Below are 17,568 nucleotides of genomic sequence, written 5' to 3' on the forward strand. Positions count from 1 at the left end.
ACGATCAATTTTGATGTGAGCCTCGATCCTCGGATCGGGGCTTTTTTATTGGGCTAACACTACGCCCATGGTAAGGCATATTATGCCCGCGCCTACACCCCTCACACAATGCGATCCACCGACGCTGGATTGGTCACGGCCAGGCACGCCAGCGGCCAAAGATTTTGGCGATATCTATTTCTCCACTGATGGCGGGCTAGATGAAGCGCGCATTGTTTTTTTACAAGGCTGCGACTTGCCAAACGCTTGGCAAAACAAACGTGTTTTTACAGTCGGTGAACTGGGCTTCGGATCAGGGCTCAACTTTCTGGCGACCTGCCAGATGTGGGAGGCGACGAAACCAAAAGGTGGACGATTGCATTTTGTCTCGATAGAGAAGTTTCCCTTTGACCAAGAGCAACTCGCCAGAGCATTGTCCGCTTGGCCAGAGCTAAGTGTTTTTGCCGATCAATTAATTAATGCATGGCCAGGACGCGTGCGCGGGCTGCATCGTTTGCATTTCGGCGACGTCACACTCACCCTCATTCATGACGACATTGAGGCGGGGTTAGGCGCCATAAATGGTCTCGTCGATGCATGGTTCTTGGACGGCTTTAGCCCGTCGAGAAATCCAGATATGTGGTCGGCAAGTGTCATGCAGCTGATAGCGCAACGCTCTGCTGCGGCTGCGCGTCTGGCAACTTTCACCGTAGCTGGCGCGGTCAGGATTGCCTTAAAAGACGCAGGGTTTACGCCGCAAAAAATGCCAGGATTCGGGCGCAAGCGGGAAAGATTGGAAGCTGTCTATCAGGGCCCAAAAAATCCCACCCAACACACCGAATTTCACCAACCCCTCATTATCGGCGCAGGCATTGCAGGCGCAAGTCTGGCGCGAGCTTTTATGCGGCGCGGCGTCTTGCCTCGTATGATTTCACGAGGAATGGAAACTGCCGCAAGCGCCAACGCTGCCGCTCTGATTAAGCCCAGGCTTGATCTACAAGATCGCCCCGAAAGTCGGTTTTTCTTGGCGAGCTATCTCTATGCACTGCAGGCTTATCAGGACAGTGGCGGGATAATCGCAAAAGGCGTCACGCACCTTCCAAAGTCTGATGCAGATCGTATAAGATTTGAAAAATTAGTCACGCAAGCTCCCCTATCGCCTGAGCATCTAGACCTAGCAGGTGGCGCATTATTGCTGGGAAGTTCTCTCGTTATTGACCCCGACGTCATCCGACATAATTGGCTCAACGGCATTGAGATTGAGGAGCGCGAAGTCAATTCGCTTTCCGACTTGGATCACGACGGCTCAATTATCGTCGCCGCAGGGTTTGGCGTAAAAGAGCTAGTATCAAACACTGACCTAGGCCTCCGATATTCGCGCGGACAATTAACTTGGGCCAAGGGGGAGTTGGCGTCGCCCGTGACCTATGGTGGCTACGCTTTGCCGCTTGATAACAAATTATTATTGGGCGCAACGCATGGGCGATTATCGGACGGCGACCCCTACGCACCGACAGTAGAGGACGACAAAAGCAATTTAGAAAATTATCGAAAGCACGTTGGCCAAGACATTCAACCCGTAGCAATACCCTCTCATACCAGTGTTCGCGTGACCACTGCGGACACCCTACCTCTCTTGGACGAATTAGATCACGGGACTTGGCTTCTATCAGGACTTGGGTCGCGGGGCTTCGTTTTTGCACCGCTTCTGGCTGAGGCTTTGGTCAGTCGTATTTGCGGCGAGTCAAGCCCCATCGACCCGCAAGTTTGGGCGCGCTTTGGTCGGCGATAAGTGGCCAAGAGAGAGCCAAGCCTCTCATTTTCAACCATAGCGCGCCCAGTAAAACGCTCGCAGACTGACGGAGCAGACCTACGAGCGAATTTTTATATTCGTATTGTATTTAATTAAATCGTTTTCAAAATCTCACGCTCACAACGCGGCCACTTTTTAAAGTCAGTCTTAGAGCGAAATCCGCGTCTTCGACAACGGTAGTATTCAGGCCCTCTGCACCAGATTGGATATCTAAATGCGACAGTTGAAGGTTGACGCTTGTGACTTGCGGCATCAGCGATGCGTCTGGGTCAGGGTTGGCGGCGCCAATATTCAGCGCAGCCAGAGCGATTATAATTGTAGTTGTTTTGATCATGGCAGTCTCTCCTTTCCTGCGGATCGGGGTGGGCAGTGACCTAGCTTTCTAGGTCACGAAAGTCGCGGCGCAATTTCCACTCTTTGCTGGTTATATTGCGCTCTAGATCTTGTAGGCGGGTTTCTAGGGACCGAAACTTCGAGCGCACATCATTATATGTCGCTGTCGTTTGGCGGGTCGGGAAATCCTCTTCCTCTTGATAGGCAGTATAGGCTTTGCGGCGTTTTCCTTTGCGCTGACGTTTAGCCTGACGCATCTCGCGATATTCGCGGCGGTAAGGCGCGCGCTTGTCACTCGGAATGAACAGCCACAAGATGAAATATGCAAGCAATGGGAAGCCGAGGAAGATCACGGATAAGACGAATAAAATTCGGACTACTGTGTGATCAAGGCCGAGGTAATCTCCGAAGCCAGAGCAGACGCCACCAAAAATACCGTCAATTTTATTCCGGCGTAATTTGTTCGGGCCAGCGTAATCATACCCGTCGTCATCACCCTCCCAGTTCTCGTCGAGCATTGCGCGGTGTATTTTATTTTTATACTTTCTACCCATTTTTCTGTCTCCAATTTGGAACTTCGTCATCAAGAATACTCTCAAGGACGGCGACGCGCTGATCGAGTGTGTCAGCGATCTTTGACATTTGGTCGAGCTCGGCCATTTGGTCGCCGCTCATATGATGCACCATCTTCTCTTTGTGCTGATAATAAGTCTTCAGCATTGCGGAGCCGATGCCCATCACGATCGCCACAATGGGGATCATGAAAACTAAAACTTCAGGTCTAAACATTTAGGTCTCTCTCTTCATTCTTCATGTTTATGCGATATGCCCGAACGGGAGGGTCAGAGGGGGAGGACGTTGCCTCACCGCTCGGGCATGGGTCGATTAATCCGTTCAAAGGGGGTCGGGTTAACCGGCTTTCTTTTTATCGCCATTGGCGGCTTTTGGCGTACCAACTTTAGCTTTCAGAGCAGCTAGCTCAGATTCGATCGCCTCATCGGCGGCCAAAGCGGCGAACTGGCTCTCCAGAGTTTCGCCGGCGCCCAGGTCAAAGCTCTCGACATGTGCCTCTAGCTCATCGACTTTGCGCTCCATACGGGCGTAGCGGGACAAGGCGTCTTCGACCTTGTTATCACTTAATTGCTGGCGGACTTTAATTTGACCGCGAGCCACTTGACCGCGCATCAACAGCGCTTTGTGCTTCGCTTTCGCCTCGTTCAATTTGCTCTGCAGCTTGGACAAATCTTCATCCGCTTTGGCCACAGCCTCGTCAATAATATCGATTTCTTTTAAGACAACTTCATGCATCGCCTCTGATTGCTGCTTGGCAGATAGAGCGCCGCGCGCCAGATCTTCACGATCCTTTGTCAGTGCAAGTTCGGCCTTCGTCGCCCAATCGCTGGCACGCGATTGATAGTCGTCAGCACGGCGCGATAATTCTTTGCGCTCTGCAATGTTACGGGCGGCGTCTGTGCGGACTTCGACCAGTGTGTCTTCCATCTCTTGGATGATCAAACGGGCGATCTTTTCAGGATCTTCTGCCTTATCAATCATAGAATTGAGGTTCGAGTTGATGATATCACCCATGCGTGAAAAAATTCCCATTGTCGTCTCCTAAAGTTCGTGGCGGGTTCGGGGTTAAAATATTTTTGCGACCAAGAAACCGGCGGCGAAAAAGCCCCATACTTCTGGGTGGCGGGTTGTGACGTAGCGGACGAAGCGGGCGCCCTTGCGACGCCAGCTTTCCGTTGTGTGTGTGTCGTAATTATCCATTTTGTTCAGTATCCTCTAAAAGCCAAAGCCAGCGATACGCGAGCCTGTGCGGGCATGAGCCATGATGGCTGACCGACGGCGCGAACGGCTATGGCGGGCGGGAATGGATGGCGAAGCATTGGTGGCACCCAATGTTTCTGTGTCGATGTCTATAGTGCGGAATGTCATGATCTCTCTCCTGTGTTATGACTTTCTTGTTTTCGTCTCCTTGTGTCTGCGGGCCTTCGTTTGGAAGTGTCCTGCTGACAAATTCAATATGATCATTTCACGGTGCAGAGTCGATAATTTTTAAATCATTGATTTTATTGAGTTTTTGAAATTTCTAAAAATATCGAGAAAATTATTTAGTAAATAAAGCTATTATTTAGTTTCAATAGCTAATATAATTTAGTATTATAAGCCAATATGGCGTCACTTCCGCAACAGCCGATCGGACAATCCGAATCCTTTATGTCCCTTATGGACCGCGTATCGGACTGCGCGGTGCTATCGAGGCCTGTCTTGATTGTTGGAGAAGAAGGCACCGGCAAAGAAATGATCGCAGCTCGTGTGCATTTCCTGTCTCCTCGGTGGGAGCAAGTGATGATCACGGTCAACTGCGCCGCCTTCACAGATCAAGAGCTAGACGTCGCGCTTTTTGGCAGCAGCCTGATGGATGGACGTGACGAAACTAATGGGCGCTTCTTTGCGGCGGATGGCGGGACTTTGCTGCTAGACAATATTGATAGCGTTTCCCCTCGCCTACAAGAAAAGCTAATGCGCGCGATTGAATATGGTCAATACGAAGCCCGCGGCGAGGCAGAGACACAAGACGTCGATGTCCGCGTCGTGGCAGCAACAAATGTAGACCTCACGGCCGCGGTTAAGGCAGGGACATTTCGCTCTGACCTGCTTTACCGTCTAGCGTTTGACGTTTTGCACCTGCCACCCTTGCGCGAACGCACCGCAGATATTTTGCCTTTAGCCGAGCATTTCGGAAAGAAAATGGCGAGCGAGCTAGGTGGCGACCGCTTTCCAGGTTTTACCGCAGAGACTGCGGAAAAATTACTGCGCCATGACTGGCCCGGCAATGTGAGAGAGCTAAAGTCTGTGGTCGAACGCAATACGGCAAAGGCATGGCTCGCAGATGAGGCCTTGGTTCAGCCTATTGCCACCCTGCAATTTGATCCTTTTGACAGCCCTTATCGCCTTCGCGAGTCTACGGGCCGTGTGCTTGATCAACCTCCCGACCCCGAAACACCAGCAGACACAGAGGAAGCCGACGCTCCCCTAAAGGCTTTTACCGAACGAGTTATGGAGTTTGAACGGCGGCTCATCGATGAAGCGCTTCAGATCGCGGAGAACCATCAGGGGCGGGCGGCAGACTATCTTGATCTCAGCTATCATCAGTTTCGTGGACTGCTGCGCAAGCATGGCTTAAAGAAATAGGCAGGCGCGGGAGAGCCCATTTGCCTCCAGTAAGCTTTCGCTAGGCTGCCGCCGACCGCCCGAGCAATATCTCTGACGGAAGAACAATAGGGGAAAAGCATATGGGACATCTTTATGAGTAAATTTACGCCAGGCGGCCTTAACCTCCTCAATCAGCTCGCCGCTAACAATAACAAAGACTGGTTCGGCGCGCACCGAGATGAATTCAAGACACAGCTGCAAGACCCCTTTGCCGACTTACTCGAATCCATCAGCTTTGCGATGGAGGTGCATGACATTCGACTCAAGGGGTCAAAGAAAACGATGTTTCGCCTTCACCGTGATGTGCGTTTTTCCAAGGATAAAACGCCCTATAATCTTCACATTAGCGGAATGTTGACGCGCGGTGGGACGAAAACGGAAAGCGGCGGCGGACTCTATGTACGCCTGGACCGAGACGGTGGCCGTCTGGGTTGCGGACATTACGGGCTGGATGCCAAAGTGCTTGCACCCATACGGCAGAAGATTTTGGATCGTCCAAATGTCTACGCAGATGTGCTAGCTGACCTCGACGCTGCCGGTTTAGCGCTGGATCGGGAGAACACGCTGACGACCATGCCGCGGGGCTTTAGTCAGTATGGTGATCATCCCCATGCGAGTGACCTAAAGCTTAAAAGCTTCACTGTTTTTGAGGCTTTATCAGCTGAAGATTGGCTACAAGATCGCGTGATTGATAAGGCTGTGCATATGGCACAGGCTTGTCAAAAACTCCTCGCCTTTCGCGACCCTTTTCACCACCCTAAGAAAATCTAATTTTTCCGCAGTTACGCCTTGCAGTTTGCCCGCAAGACTCATATATCGTGCTTTCTTTGACGCGGGGTGGAGCAGCCCGGTAGCTCGTCAGGCTCATAACCTGAAGGTCGTAGGTTCAAATCCTACCCCCGCAACCAAATAATAACCCGCCACCTTGTTTAAATATAAACAATCAGGCGGTTTTTTTGTGGGCGACTATCTGAGCAGTATGAATAAAATACTGCGTTATTTATCAGACTCTCAAGCGTAAACCGCACCCTCTCGTTCTAGAGAGCCAATAGGCCTTTCGGCTTAATGATGATGCCCGCCCGCGCCGTGCGCGTGACCGTGAGCCAACTCCTCATCAGTCGCAGCGCGAGTTTCTAACACCTCAACGTCGAAATGAAGTGTCTTACCTGCCATAGGGTGGTTTCCGTCAATAAAAACCTCTTCTCCCAACACATTAATCACGCGAAACATAGGGGAATTGGGTTCACTGTTGATGCGGAATTGTAAGCCAGGCTTTACCTCCGTACCGTCTGGAAATTGGCCGAGCTTAACATTCATTTTCAAAGCGGGATTGACCGCGCCGTAACCGTCATTCGGAGATAATGTCACAGACTTTTTATCCCCCACCGCCATGGACTGCAGCACCGTGTCAAGCGCCGGGAGGATTTGACCGCTGCCAGCCAAATACAACATAGGATGCCCACCAGCCGAGCTATCGAGCGTTTGCCCTTGGTCGTCTTTCAACGTGTAATGAAATCCGATGACGGAAGGGGACGCTTGGGACATGATAGGGCTTTCTATTATTTGGAGATCGACGCTATAGTTATAAGATCGCGCTAGGGATCACAACTATAAGCTTCCATCACCTTCAAGCCGCGGCGTCGTAAACGTGCAAAAATGCCCGCCGCAAAATGACTGCACTTCTTGCAAAATGCCATGTCTGAAGCTGAAAATTTGCAATAAAAAAAGCGCCCCGTGAGGAGCGCTGATTGTTATATAATGAGGGTTAATGCATATCTCCGTAGAAGAATTGCATGACATGACTTGGATAAACCGGGCAGCGACCTACTCTCCCGTGCCTTAAGACAAAGTACCATCGGCGCTGAGAGGCTTAACGACCGAGTTCGGGATGGGATCGGGTGGGGACCTCTCGCAATAACCACCCGGTTAATGCAAGTCATGTGTCGCATTCCACCCATCAGAGTGGTTTGCGTTAAATAGTAAAGATATCGTCTGGGTAGCCTCATGCAAGGCGGACATATTAGTCCACGCGCATGAGCGCCAATCATGCGTTTCAAAAGAAACGCAAGGTCTGAAATGAATCAAGCCAATCGAGTTATTAGTACTGGTAAGCTCCACATGTTGCCATGCTTCCACACCCAGCCTATCAACGTCCTAGTCTAGAACGACTCTCAAGGGAGTTCTAGTATTGAGGGGGTTTCCCGCTTAGATGCTTTCAGCGGTTATCCTGTCCATTCATAGCTACGCTGCAATGCCACTGGCGTGACAACAGCTCCACCAGAGGAATGTTCACCCCGGTCCTCTCGTACTAAGGGCAAATCCTCTCAAAACTCCTACTCCCACGGTAGATAGGGACCGAACTGTCTCACGACGTTCTAAACCCAGCTCACGTACCGCTTTAAATGGCGAACAGCCATACCCTTGGGACCTTCTCCAGCCCCAGGATGCGATGAGCCGACATCGAGGTGCCAAACAACGCCGTCGATATGGACTCTTGGGCGTCATCAGCCTGTTATCCCCAGCGTACCTTTTATCCGTTGAGCGATGGCCCTTCCACGCGGGACCACCGGATCACTATGACCGACTTTCGTCTCTGCTCGACTTGTCAGTCTCGCAGTCAGGCTGGCTTATGCCATTGCACTCAACGACCGATTTCCGACCGGTCTGAGCCAACCTTCGCGCGCCTCCGTTACTCTTTGGGAGGCGACCGCCCCAGTCAAACTACCCACCACACAGGGTCCCGGATCCGGATAACGGACCGCGGTTAGACATCAATCAGGATCAGGGCGGTATTTCAAGGACGACTCCCCACCAGCTAGCGCCGATGGTTCATAGTCTCCCGCCTATCCTACACAAATCATGACTAATGCCACTGTGAAGCTGTAGTAAAGGTGCATGGGGTCTTTCCGTCTAGCCGCGGGTACCTCGCATCTTCACGAGGAATTCAATTTCACTGAGTCTCTGCTGGAGACAGTGGGGAAGTCGTTACGCCATTCGTGCAGGTCGGAACTTACCCGACAAGGAATTTCGCTACCTTAGGACCGTTATAGTTACGGCCGCCGTTTACTTGGGCTTCAATTCGGAGCTTTCACCCCTCCTTTTAACCTTCAAGCACCGGGCAGGCGTCAGACTGTATACGTCGTCTTGCGACTTCGCACAGCCCTATGTTTTTAATAAACAGTCGCCACCCCCTGGTCTGTGCCCCCACCAAAAAGTTGCCTTCATGGTGGGCCTCCTTCTCCCGAAGTTACGGAGGTAATTTGCCGAGTTCCTTCAGCAGAGTTCTCTCAAGCGCCTTGGTATGCTCTACCTGATCACCTGTGTCGGTTTGGGGTACGGTCTCATGCGGGAGCTATTTCCTGGAACTGCTTCACCGCACCCCCAATCCAATAAGGGGATACGATACACGCAATCCGTCACTACCCGCTGGCCCAGGAATATTAACCTGGTTCCCATCGACTACGCCTTTCGGCCTTGCCTTAGGGGCCGGCTAACCCTGCGCTGATTAGCATTGCGCAGGAAACCTTGATCTTTCGGCGAAGGGGTCTCTCACCCCTTTTATCGTTACTCATGTCAGCATTCTCACTTCCGATACCTCCAGGACCCCTCACAGGGCCCCTTCACAGGCTTACGGAACGCTCCGCTACCGCGCACAAAAGTGCGCCCGCGTCTTCGGTGAATAACTTAAGCCCCGGTACATTTTCGACGCAGGAACGCTTGACCAGTGAGCTGTTACGCTATCTTTAAAGGATGGCTGCTTCTAAGCCAACCTCCTGGTTGTCTAAGCATTCTCACATTCTTTACCACTTAGTTATTACTTAGGGACCTTAGACGGCGGTCAGGGCTGTTTCCCTTTCCACTACGGACCTTAGCACCCGTAGTGTGTCTGCCAGTTAATACTCCTCGGTATTCGGAGTTTGGTTAGGTTTGGTAAGACGGTGAGTCCCCCTAGCCCATCCAGTGCTCTACCCCCGAGGGTATTCAACTGACGCTCTACCTAAATAGATTTCGCGGAGAACCAGCTATCTCCAAGTTTGATTGGCCTTTCACCCCTAGTCACATGTCATCCCCGCATTTTTCAACATACGTGGGTTCGGTCCTCCAGTGCGTGTTACCGCACCTTCAACCTGCACATAACTAGATCACTTGGTTTCGGGTCTGATCCTACTAACTCATTCGCCCTATTAAGACTCGCTTTCGCTGCGCCTACACCTAACGGTTTAAGCTTGCTAGTAAGACCAAGTCGCTGACCCATTATACAAAAGGTACGCCGTCGCTACGCAAGGTAGCTTCGACAGCTTGTAGACGTCCAGTTTCAGGAACTGTTTCACTCCCCTTGTCGGGGTACTTTTCACCTTTCCCTCACGGTACTTGTTCACTATCGGTCGCACAGGAGTATTTAGGCTTGGAGGGTGGTCCCCCCATGTTCAGACAGGATTTCACGTGTCCCGCCCTACTCGAGGACAATAAACAACAACACTCATACGGGACTGTCACCCACTATGGTCAAGCTTCCCAGCTTGTTCTGATTAGTTGTAAATTGCCACTGGCCTGATCCGCGTTCGCTCGCCACTACTAACGGAGTCTCGGTTGATGTCCTTTCCTCCAGGTACTGAGATGTTTCAGTTCCCTGGGTTTGCTTTAATAACCTATGTATTCAGTTATTAATACCTAACACAAACCTCGATAAAGTCGCCACCTAGATGGCTAATTATCGGGGTCTGTAAAGGTGGGTTTCCCCATTCAGAAATCCCGGGGTCAAAGGTTGTTCGCACCTCACCCAGGCTTATCGCAGCGTACCACGTCTTTCGTCGCCTCTGTGCGCCAAGGCATCCACTAAACGCCCTTGTAACGCTTGATTCTTCAGATTCTTGAGATGGTCACGTCGCCCGACCAGAAGTGTAGAGCGCGTAACCTTCAATGTTTGGCGCTCATGCGCGAGGAATAATATGTCAGGATCTGCAATTTTTCTTGCGAAAAAATGCAGTTAGTGTCCCAGACATACCTCACAACATAAGCTGCCAGACGATATCTTTACTATTTAAAGTCCATCCTAGTCGAAAAAGTCATAACCAGTAAAACTGCATTATGCCTCTGGGCGGATGAACCCTCATTATACGATGTCAAATATCCAATCGATCAGCAAAACTAATCGATAGAAACTTGTGTGTGTGTTGAAAATGGTGGAGCTTAGCGGATTCGAACCGCTGACCCTCTGCTTGCAAAGCAGATGCTCTACCAACTGAGCTAAAGCCCCTAGAGCATTTCGAAGAAATGCGGAAAGTGCGAGGCGTTTGTAGCAATTAAAGCAATTTGCCGAGGGCAAAATGCAGTAAATGCGGGAACGTCTTGCGCTCTGCTAGAGCCCGCTCTCGGTATTTCGCTGCGCGAATTACCTGCCGCGGGGTCCACACTTTTTCTACGAAAAAGATGTGGTTGGTAGGCCGAAGAAGACTTGAACTTCCGACCTCACGCTTATCAGGCGTGCGCTCTAACCAGCTGAGCTACCGGCCTCCATATCAACACATTTACAACCTCTTTGGCAGCGCCCAAATGGCGCGCACGGCTGTAAACGAAAGGGAAGAGAAACGAAGACGGCGTTTAACCGCTATATGATCCAACACATGAGATGTGCGGGACCTAAATATTTTCTAAAAGATTAAAAAAGTGCGTGACATATAAATATGTCGAAGACCTTCAAAACCTTCCTTAGAAAGGAGGTGATCCAGCCGCAGGTTCCCCTACGGCTACCTTGTTACGACTTCACCCCAGTCGCTGACCCTACCGTGGTCGCCTGCCTCCAGTAAACTGGTTAGCGCAGCGCCTTCGGGTAGAACCAACTCCCATGGTGTGACGGGCGGTGTGTACAAGGCCCGGGAACGTATTCACCGTGGCATGCTGATCCACGATTACTAGCGATTCCAACTTCATGTCTTCGAGTTGCAGAAGACAATCCGAACTGAGACGCCTTTTAGGGATTAACCCTCTGTCAGCGCCATTGTAGCACGTGTGTAGCCCTACCCGTAAGGGCCATGAGGACTTGACGTCATCCCCACCTTCCTCCGGCTTAGCACCGGCAGTTTCTCTAGAGTGCCCAACTAAATGCTGGCAACTAAAGATGAGGGTTGCGCTCGTTGCGGGACTTAACCCAACATCTCACGACACGAGCTGACGACAGCCATGCAGCACCTGTACATCGTCCAGCCGAACTGAAGAAATCCATCTCTGGAAATCGCGACGAGTATGTCAAGGGTAGGTAAGGTTCTGCGCGTTGCTTCGAATTAAACCACATGCTCCACCGCTTGTGCGGGCCCCCGTCAATTTCTTTGAGTTTTAATCTTGCGACCGTACTCCCCAGGCGGAGAGCTTAATGCGTTAGCTGCGTCACCTACAAGCATGCTTGCAGACAACTAGCTCTCATCGTTTACGGTGTGGACTACCAGGGTATCTAATCCTGTTTGCTCCCCACACTTTCGTGCCTCAGCGTCAGTATCTGTCCAGTAAGCCGCCTTCGCCTCTGGTGTTCCTCCTAATATCTACGAATTTCACCTCTACACTAGGAATTCCACTTACCTCTCCAGAACTCAAGACTGGGAGTTTTAAATGCAGTTCCAGGGTTGAGCCCTGGGATTTCACATCTAACTTTCCAATCCGCCTACGCACGCTTTACGCCCAGTAATTCCGAACAACGCTAGCCCCCTCCGTATTACCGCGGCTGCTGGCACGGAGTTAGCCGGGGCTTCTTTACTAGGTACAGTCATTATCTTCCCTAGCGAAAGAATTTTACAACCCTAAGGCCTTCATCATTCACGCGGCGTTGCTGGATCAGGCTTTCGCCCATTGTCCAATATTCCCCACTGCTGCCTCCCGTAGGAGTCTGGGCCGTGTCTCAGTCCCAGTGTGGCGGATCATCCTCTCAGACCCGCTATAGATCGTCGCCTTGGTGAGCCTTTACCTCACCAACAAGCTAATCTAACGCGGCCCCATCATTCACCGATAAATCTTTCTCCCGGAGGACGTATACGGTATTAGCAGTCGTTTCCAACTGTTGTTCCGTAGAAAATGGTAGGTTGCCACGCGTTACTCACCCGTCTGCCACTGTCCGCTAGAGCAAGCTCTAGCATCTCGTTCGACTTGCATGTGTTAAGCACGCCGCCAGCGTTCGTTCTGAGCCAGAATCAAACTCTCAGGTTGAGAGATGAAACCGACTGTGTCGTTATTCACTGACGTTTTGGACCGAAGTCCAAAGCGTTTGTGCGTTTTCAAAGAAATAACGAAAACCTCTTAAATGACTAAGTCATCCAAGCGATTTCATTATTTTCATAAAGAGAAACGTCAACAACAGTCGTTCAAATGTTTGCAGCTTGTTACCAAGTCTGCGCACAGCCAAACGCCGCCTGCGTCTCTCTTCCCAATATTCACGATGTCAAACAGCGGAAATAAATCAATGACTTAGTTCCAAAATAAATGCCCCGTGCGAGGGGCTCCGCTCAGAAGCAGTCAATGTCTGCCGCCGAGGAGCGCTATATAGGGAAACGATTTTTTTTCTGCAACACCTTTTTTCGCCAAATCTGCAGTTTTTCTGCATTCTTTTTCTCAAAAGCATTTGACGCGATCTAAATCCCTGAAATTATAGGGTTTTTAGGCAGAAAACTTATCCACAGCCGCACAATAAAAAACATTTTTATATGATTTAAGCGGTATAGAGATCATTTCCGGACATTCCCTCTATCAAATTCAAACCAAAAAAGCAAATTTAATTAGAGGAGTCGCAGCTTTCTCGCTTGGAATCCGATTCCCAAGCTCGCAATAGTGGGGCAATAGAGACTCAGAAACCGTCGTTTTTTTGAAATTAAATTCAGTTGGAGCTGCAAGCCATGCCCTTTTATTCCAAATCTTTCGCTCACCAAAGCGTGTTGCTTCCGGCCATAGCCCTATCAACTTTGCTTTTGCTCGGTGGATGTAACAGCGCGGCTGACGCATCGGCACAAAAAAACACAGAAACAGGCTCTCCAAAAAACGTCATTCTCTTTATTGGGGACGGTATGGGCGTCTCGACTGTCACGGCCGCGCGGATATTTGACGGTCAGTCAAAGGGCAAGTCTGGCGAAGAGCATAGTCTCGCCTTTGAAGCCTTCGATAATCTGGCTCTCATCAAGACTTATAATACAAATGCGCAGGTGCCGGACAGCGCAGGCACAGCGACCGCCATCCTCTCGGGCTACAAAACAAATATAGGCGCGGTAAATGTGAAGCCCAATGTCGATGAAACTGTGATGGTCAAGGAGGCCTGCACAGACAAAGCATCCCCCCCGACATTGACTAAAGTTGCGAAAGCTAAAGGTAAGGCCGTGGGTGTTATCTCCACCGCCCGCCTCACCCATGCAACACCTGCCGCTATGTATAGCCATAGTGTCAGCCGCAGTTGGGAAACAGATAAGGACATTAAGGACGCTATGGCGGTCGCAGGCTGCACCAGCATTGCCCAGCAACTCGTCGAATCCGATGTCGACTTAGCCCTTGGCGGGGGACGCAAAGAATTTACCGACGCGCATATTCAATCTTGGACAGATCAAGGACATATATACGTCGCGGATTTTGCCGACTTATCAGACAGCCCTGCGGATCAGCGTATCTTGGGCTTGTTTAATAGCTCTCATATGAGCTTTGAGGCAGATCGTGCGGAAACTAATGAGCCGTCTTTGGCTGACATGACAACGCTGGCGATTAATCGCTTATCACAAGACGAGGACGGCTATGTGTTGATGGTCGAAGCGGGTCGCGTTGATCACGCCCATCACGGCACGAATGCCTACCGCGCCATGCGTGATATGCAAGCGCTCAACGAAGCAGTCCAAGCGGCGCTCGCGCAGGCAGGTGACGATACGCTGATCATGGTAACAGCGGATCACAGCCATGTTTTTACAATGTCAGGCTATCCCATGCGCGGCAATCCGATCATGGGTCTGGTGAAACGTCCAGATTCTGAAGACTATGAACTGGCGAAAGATGGTAAGCCCTACACGACCCTCGGCTATCATAACGGCTCCAATCAGCGAACGGCTGATAGCGTCCCTCTGACGGATAATATGGTCCAAGACCCTGACTACCGCCAAGAAACAGCAATTCCACTCGGTTCAGAAACCCATGCGGGCGAAGATGTGCCGTTATATGCGACAGGGCCAGGGTCCGAAAAAGTACGCGGCACGATGGAGCAGGACGAAATCGGTCGCCTGATCCGTGAAGTGTTAGCGCTGAACTAACCTGTATAGGCAAAGCGCGAATTGCGCGCGCCGTCCAGAATCATCTCGGCCATCAAAGCCCCGCTGCCTGCGCATAATGTCCAGCCCATATGACCGTGACCTGCATTGACCCACAGGCCCGGAATAGAGGTACCGTCAATAAATGGGCGACCTGCCTTGGACACAGGCCGCATAGCCTCCCATGTCGAGGTCGGATCACCGAGGGCTGCCGTCATCTGCGGGGCAATGTCTTGCCAGCGCTGTAACATAGGAGCGGCGTCTTGATTATTCCATCCGCCCGACAAGCGCAGCGTCTTGCCGAATAAGGACAGTGCAGAGCGTGACGCGACGTCCATAACAGGGATTTCAGGCAAATCCATATTTGGCGCCTTAAAGTTCACTGCATGGCCCCGCACCCCAATAATATCAATCGATAGACCCAGCTGCGCGAGAAGCGATCCGCTCTGCGCGCCCGCTGCAATAATGACGTGATCAGGGCGAAATCTGTTCGATCCCGATGCAACCGTTAGGCCGTCCGCGTCTTGTCTAATCTGAATATTTTTTGCGCCATATATAATGTATGCATCTCGGTGGATCAGATCACGCTCCAGCGCCTCACCATAGGCCCGGGCATCACCAGAGCGATCATTCGGAAAAAATAAAGCGGGACGATCAAAACTGCGCGCCGCGTCTTGTATAATCTCGCAAGAGATTCCCGCGCTTGCAAAGGCTAGCTTCTGCCGCTGTGCGGTCGAAATATTGTCAAACATTTGCACGCAGCCTGCTGGTCGTTTGGCCATATCCGCCAGGCCCAGTCGGTCAATATTATCCGCGATCAAGGCTTGGCTTTGACGCGCCAGAAACAGCACGCTCGCAGTCGCCTTTGGATCATCAGGCAAATCGGGGGCCCAACTTCGACTTTGACTGGGATGTATCATGCCAGAATTAGAAAAACTCGTGCCGCGCACTGGCCCGTCTCGGGCCTCCAAAATCGTGACCTTTACGCCCCTTGCGAGCAAAACATCGGCGCATGAAAGGCCGATCAGGCCTGCGCCAATAATTACGATATGTGTCGAGGCGCTCATCCTTCCGCGCCTATATCAATTCCACGCCGTATATAAAGAGGCATTTACACGCTTGCGCAAAAATGGTGCAACGAAGATAGCAAATAGCACCAAAAGGCACGATCTTATGACGCAACTATCAAGATTATTAGGAGTCAGCTTGATCTGCTTGCTCACGGCGTGCGGGGCAGAAGAAAGCCTTGCGCCCGAAGCTCTGATTATCACACCACAGGGACCGGTTCAGGGTGTGACGACTGAGGACGCAGGCATCTATAATTTTAAAGGCGTCCCCTTTGCCGCACCGCCTGTGGGCGATCTGCGCTGGGCCGCACCTACCTCTGCCCCAAAATGGACGAATACGCGCGCAGCCGACACATTCGGTAATCGCTGCATGCAGCCCACAGGGTCCGAAGGTGGCTTTCTGACCCGTATGATTGAGGGGCATGGCCTCGGGGCGGTTAAGAACTTCCTGATCAAGCGAGCTGTCGCGGCGCAAAAGCCTGCTCCTATGAGTGAGGATTGCCTCTATTTAAATGTTCGCACAGGCAATTTAAACGGCGAAGCGCCTCAGCCTGTCATGGTCTGGATACACGGCGGGGGGCACCAATTTGGCTCTGCCGATACGAATTACTACCAATCCAACGGACTCGCCGAGAAAGGCGTGGTCTTAGTCACGATCAATTACCGTTTGGGCGTATTTGGCTACATGGCACACCCTGCCCTATCGGCCAGTGATCCCAACGGCGTCTCAGGCAATTACGGCACGCTGGATCAAATAGCGGCCCTTGAGTGGGTGCGCGATAATATCAGCGCATATGGCGGCGATCCTGACAATGTCACTATTTTTGGCGAAAGCGCGGGCGGCTGGTCGGTCACGGAAATGATGGCATCCCCTCTTGCGGAAGGCCTGTTTGATAAAGCGATCGCGCAAAGCGGCGCGTCGACCTATCACTTAGGGCAGATGGACGGTGTCGGCTTGGGTTGGCCCAGCGGATACGCCACAGGACGACTAGTTGCTGGAGCCTTGGGCCTCTCTGATCCGACTGCCGAAGACCTCCGCGCGGTACCTGCCGAAACGATGATGGCCAAACTTCCGCCGACAGCCGAAGAAGGCTTCCACCACATTCGGGACGGTTACGTCTTTCCTGAAAATGTCGGGTTAGCATTTCGTGATGGAACATTTGCGTCTGTGCCGTTGATGACGGGATATAACGCTGACGAAGGGTCGCTATTTTTCTCAGATGACCCACAGCCGAGCGTTTGGCTGTCTGATCTCGCGCCAGCCGATCGCGAGACACTGATCAACAAATTGTCAGCGGCCTTCCCGACACAAGCTGGGCAAATCGTTGATCTCTATGACCTCGACACAGATTTTATGACGGGCGGTGAAGCCATGATGGGAGACGAGATTTTTGGTGTGAATATTCGCTATATTGCAGAACAAAATGAAACAGCGGGCAGCGACACTTATGTCTATCACTTCTCCCGCGTGCCGCCATCTGACACTCAAACACTTGGCGCATTTCATGCTGCAGAAATTCCTTTTGTCTTTGACAGTAGCGAGCCTATTTTGGGCCTGAGCGAAGATGACGAAGCATTGACGGAGATCATGCTGACCTACTGGACGAATTTTGCCAGAACAGGCAATCCCAACGACGCAAAGCTGCCCAACTGGCCGATATATAAAGGCGAAAATTGGATGCATTTGTCTGGCAATACGGGACGCGCACTGGCGCAAGCCGAGACAGATATACGGGTCGTCAAATTGGATGCTTTAACGGAGGGGCTGCACGTTAAACTGGATACGTTAGCGCAGACGCGCGCGGCTGAGTCTAATGCGTTAGATACAGGGATAATGACGTCACCCAAATAGTATAATCGCAGCCCAACAAAGTAGGCCTTGAGACTTTATTAA

Annotated in this window: 12 protein-coding genes, 3 tRNA genes and 3 rRNA genes; 6 read left to right on the plus strand and 12 right to left on the minus strand. The window is 51.4% G+C overall.

Features of this window, described 5'->3' with window-relative positions; translation table 11 throughout:
* Window positions 1-82: 82 nt before the first annotated feature.
* Window positions 83-1,771: a tRNA (5-methylaminomethyl-2-thiouridine)(34)-methyltransferase MnmD gene (gene mnmD / locus AB8615_RS09925; RefSeq protein WP_418152340.1), complete on the plus strand. Its 1,689-nt coding sequence runs from the start codon at window positions 83-85 to the stop codon at window positions 1,769-1,771.
* A 124-nt stretch (window positions 1,772-1,895) separates the two neighbouring features.
* Here the strand turns inward: mnmD and AB8615_RS09930 are convergent, their stop codons facing one another.
* The 5 genes from AB8615_RS09930 to AB8615_RS09950 all read right to left on the minus strand — a co-directional run bounded on the left by AB8615_RS09930 (window position 1,896) and on the right by AB8615_RS09950 (window position 4,066).
* Window positions 1,896-2,126: a hypothetical protein gene (locus AB8615_RS09930; protein ID WP_409432436.1), complete on the minus strand. Its 231-nt coding sequence runs from the start codon at window positions 2,124-2,126 to the stop codon at window positions 1,896-1,898.
* Window positions 2,127-2,166: 40 nt separating this feature from the next.
* Window positions 2,167-2,679 carry a PspC domain-containing protein gene (locus tag AB8615_RS09935; RefSeq protein ID WP_409432437.1) on the minus strand — a complete coding sequence of 171 codons (513 nt, stop codon included), beginning with the start codon at window positions 2,677-2,679 and terminating at the stop codon, window positions 2,167-2,169.
* On the minus strand, window positions 2,672-2,914 hold the full coding sequence (gene pspB / locus AB8615_RS09940; protein WP_409432438.1) for an envelope stress response membrane protein PspB: 243 nt from the start codon (window positions 2,912-2,914) through the stop codon (window positions 2,672-2,674). Before pspB ends, AB8615_RS09935 begins: the two co-directional genes overlap by 8 nt.
* A 120-nt stretch (window positions 2,915-3,034) precedes the next feature.
* Entirely contained in the window at window positions 3,035-3,730 is a 696-nt protein-coding gene (gene pspA, locus AB8615_RS09945) for a phage shock protein PspA (protein ID WP_409432439.1), read from the minus strand.
* 183 nt (window positions 3,731-3,913) lie between these two features.
* Window positions 3,914-4,066 (minus strand): hypothetical protein, encoded by a 153-nt coding sequence (locus tag AB8615_RS09950; protein WP_409432440.1) that lies wholly within the window; start codon window positions 4,064-4,066, stop codon window positions 3,914-3,916.
* 237 nt (window positions 4,067-4,303) lie between these two features.
* Here AB8615_RS09950 and AB8615_RS09955 point away from each other — a divergent pair, with 237 nt between their 5' ends.
* The 3 genes from AB8615_RS09955 (at window position 4,304) to AB8615_RS09965 (ending at window position 6,255) form a co-directional block, all read left to right on the plus strand.
* Entirely contained in the window at window positions 4,304-5,326 is a 1,023-nt protein-coding gene (locus AB8615_RS09955; RefSeq protein WP_409432441.1) for a sigma 54-interacting transcriptional regulator, read from the plus strand.
* Between the two features lie 114 nt (window positions 5,327-5,440).
* On the plus strand, window positions 5,441-6,118 hold the full coding sequence (locus tag AB8615_RS09960; RefSeq protein WP_409432442.1) for a DUF2461 domain-containing protein: 678 nt from the start codon (window positions 5,441-5,443) through the stop codon (window positions 6,116-6,118).
* Between the two features lie 60 nt (window positions 6,119-6,178).
* Window positions 6,179-6,255: transfer RNA gene (locus AB8615_RS09965), tRNA-Met, on the plus strand.
* A gap of 154 nt (window positions 6,256-6,409) precedes the next feature.
* Here the strand turns inward: AB8615_RS09965 and AB8615_RS09970 are convergent.
* From AB8615_RS09970 to AB8615_RS09995, 6 genes are all read right to left on the minus strand, one after another.
* Window positions 6,410-6,892: an FKBP-type peptidyl-prolyl cis-trans isomerase gene (locus AB8615_RS09970; RefSeq protein ID WP_409432443.1), complete on the minus strand. Its 483-nt coding sequence runs from the start codon at window positions 6,890-6,892 to the stop codon at window positions 6,410-6,412.
* A 266-nt stretch (window positions 6,893-7,158) separates the two neighbouring features.
* Window positions 7,159-7,273: ribosomal RNA gene (gene rrf, locus AB8615_RS09975) — 5S ribosomal RNA — on the minus strand.
* Window positions 7,274-7,424: 151 nt separating this feature from the next.
* Window positions 7,425-10,208, minus strand: a 23S ribosomal RNA gene (locus AB8615_RS09980).
* A gap of 320 nt (window positions 10,209-10,528) precedes the next feature.
* Window positions 10,529-10,604 (minus strand) — tRNA-Ala (locus AB8615_RS09985).
* Between the two features lie 180 nt (window positions 10,605-10,784).
* Window positions 10,785-10,861 (minus strand) — tRNA-Ile (locus AB8615_RS09990).
* Window positions 10,862-11,060: 199 nt separating this feature from the next.
* Window positions 11,061-12,541, minus strand: a 16S ribosomal RNA gene (locus tag AB8615_RS09995).
* The 16S, 23S and 5S rRNA genes sit together here with 2 tRNA genes alongside, the layout of an rRNA operon.
* A gap of 683 nt (window positions 12,542-13,224) precedes the next feature.
* Here AB8615_RS09995 and AB8615_RS10000 point away from each other — a divergent pair.
* Window positions 13,225-14,610 (plus strand): alkaline phosphatase, encoded by a 1,386-nt coding sequence (locus AB8615_RS10000; protein WP_409432444.1) that lies wholly within the window; start codon window positions 13,225-13,227, stop codon window positions 14,608-14,610.
* Here the strand turns inward: AB8615_RS10000 and AB8615_RS10005 are convergent.
* The gene (locus AB8615_RS10005; protein ID WP_409432445.1) at window positions 14,607-15,674 is read right to left on the minus strand and encodes an NAD(P)/FAD-dependent oxidoreductase; all 1,068 of its coding nucleotides are present in this window, start codon (window positions 15,672-15,674) and stop codon (window positions 14,607-14,609) included. The two genes, AB8615_RS10000 and AB8615_RS10005, sit on opposite strands and share 4 nt — an antisense overlap.
* A 106-nt stretch (window positions 15,675-15,780) precedes the next feature.
* Between AB8615_RS10005 and AB8615_RS10010 the strand changes: the two genes are divergently transcribed.
* Entirely contained in the window at window positions 15,781-17,526 is a 1,746-nt protein-coding gene (locus AB8615_RS10010; RefSeq protein ID WP_409432446.1) for a carboxylesterase/lipase family protein, read from the plus strand.
* Window positions 17,527-17,568 lie beyond the last annotated feature (42 nt).

Origin of the sequence: Litorimonas sp. RW-G-Af-16, assembly GCF_048319245.1 — a bacterium.
Classification (GTDB): domain Bacteria; phylum Pseudomonadota; class Alphaproteobacteria; order Caulobacterales; family Maricaulaceae; genus Litorimonas.

Coding starts and splice junctions, on each gene's coding strand:
- AB8615_RS09950 (WP_409432440.1), bottom strand. CDS start 4,066: ATGACATTCCGCACTATAGACATCGACACAGAAACATTGGGTGCCACC.
- pspB (WP_409432438.1), bottom strand. CDS start 2,914: ATGTTTAGACCTGAAGTTTTAGTTTTCATGATCCCCATTGTGGCGATC.
- AB8615_RS10000 (WP_409432444.1), top strand. CDS start 13,225: ATGCCCTTTTATTCCAAATCTTTCGCTCACCAAAGCGTGTTGCTTCCG.
- AB8615_RS09935 (WP_409432437.1), bottom strand. CDS start 2,679: ATGGGTAGAAAGTATAAAAATAAAATACACCGCGCAATGCTCGACGAG.
- AB8615_RS09960 (WP_409432442.1), top strand. CDS start 5,441: ATGAGTAAATTTACGCCAGGCGGCCTTAACCTCCTCAATCAGCTCGCC.
- mnmD (WP_418152340.1), top strand. CDS start 83: ATGCCCGCGCCTACACCCCTCACACAATGCGATCCACCGACGCTGGAT.
- AB8615_RS10005 (WP_409432445.1), bottom strand. CDS start 15,674: ATGAGCGCCTCGACACATATCGTAATTATTGGCGCAGGCCTGATCGGC.
- pspA (WP_409432439.1), bottom strand. CDS start 3,730: ATGGGAATTTTTTCACGCATGGGTGATATCATCAACTCGAACCTCAAT.
- AB8615_RS09955 (WP_409432441.1), top strand. CDS start 4,304: ATGGCGTCACTTCCGCAACAGCCGATCGGACAATCCGAATCCTTTATG.
- AB8615_RS09930 (WP_409432436.1), bottom strand. CDS start 2,126: ATGATCAAAACAACTACAATTATAATCGCTCTGGCTGCGCTGAATATT.
- AB8615_RS09970 (WP_409432443.1), bottom strand. CDS start 6,892: ATGTCCCAAGCGTCCCCTTCCGTCATCGGATTTCATTACACGTTGAAA.
- AB8615_RS10010 (WP_409432446.1), top strand. CDS start 15,781: ATGACGCAACTATCAAGATTATTAGGAGTCAGCTTGATCTGCTTGCTC.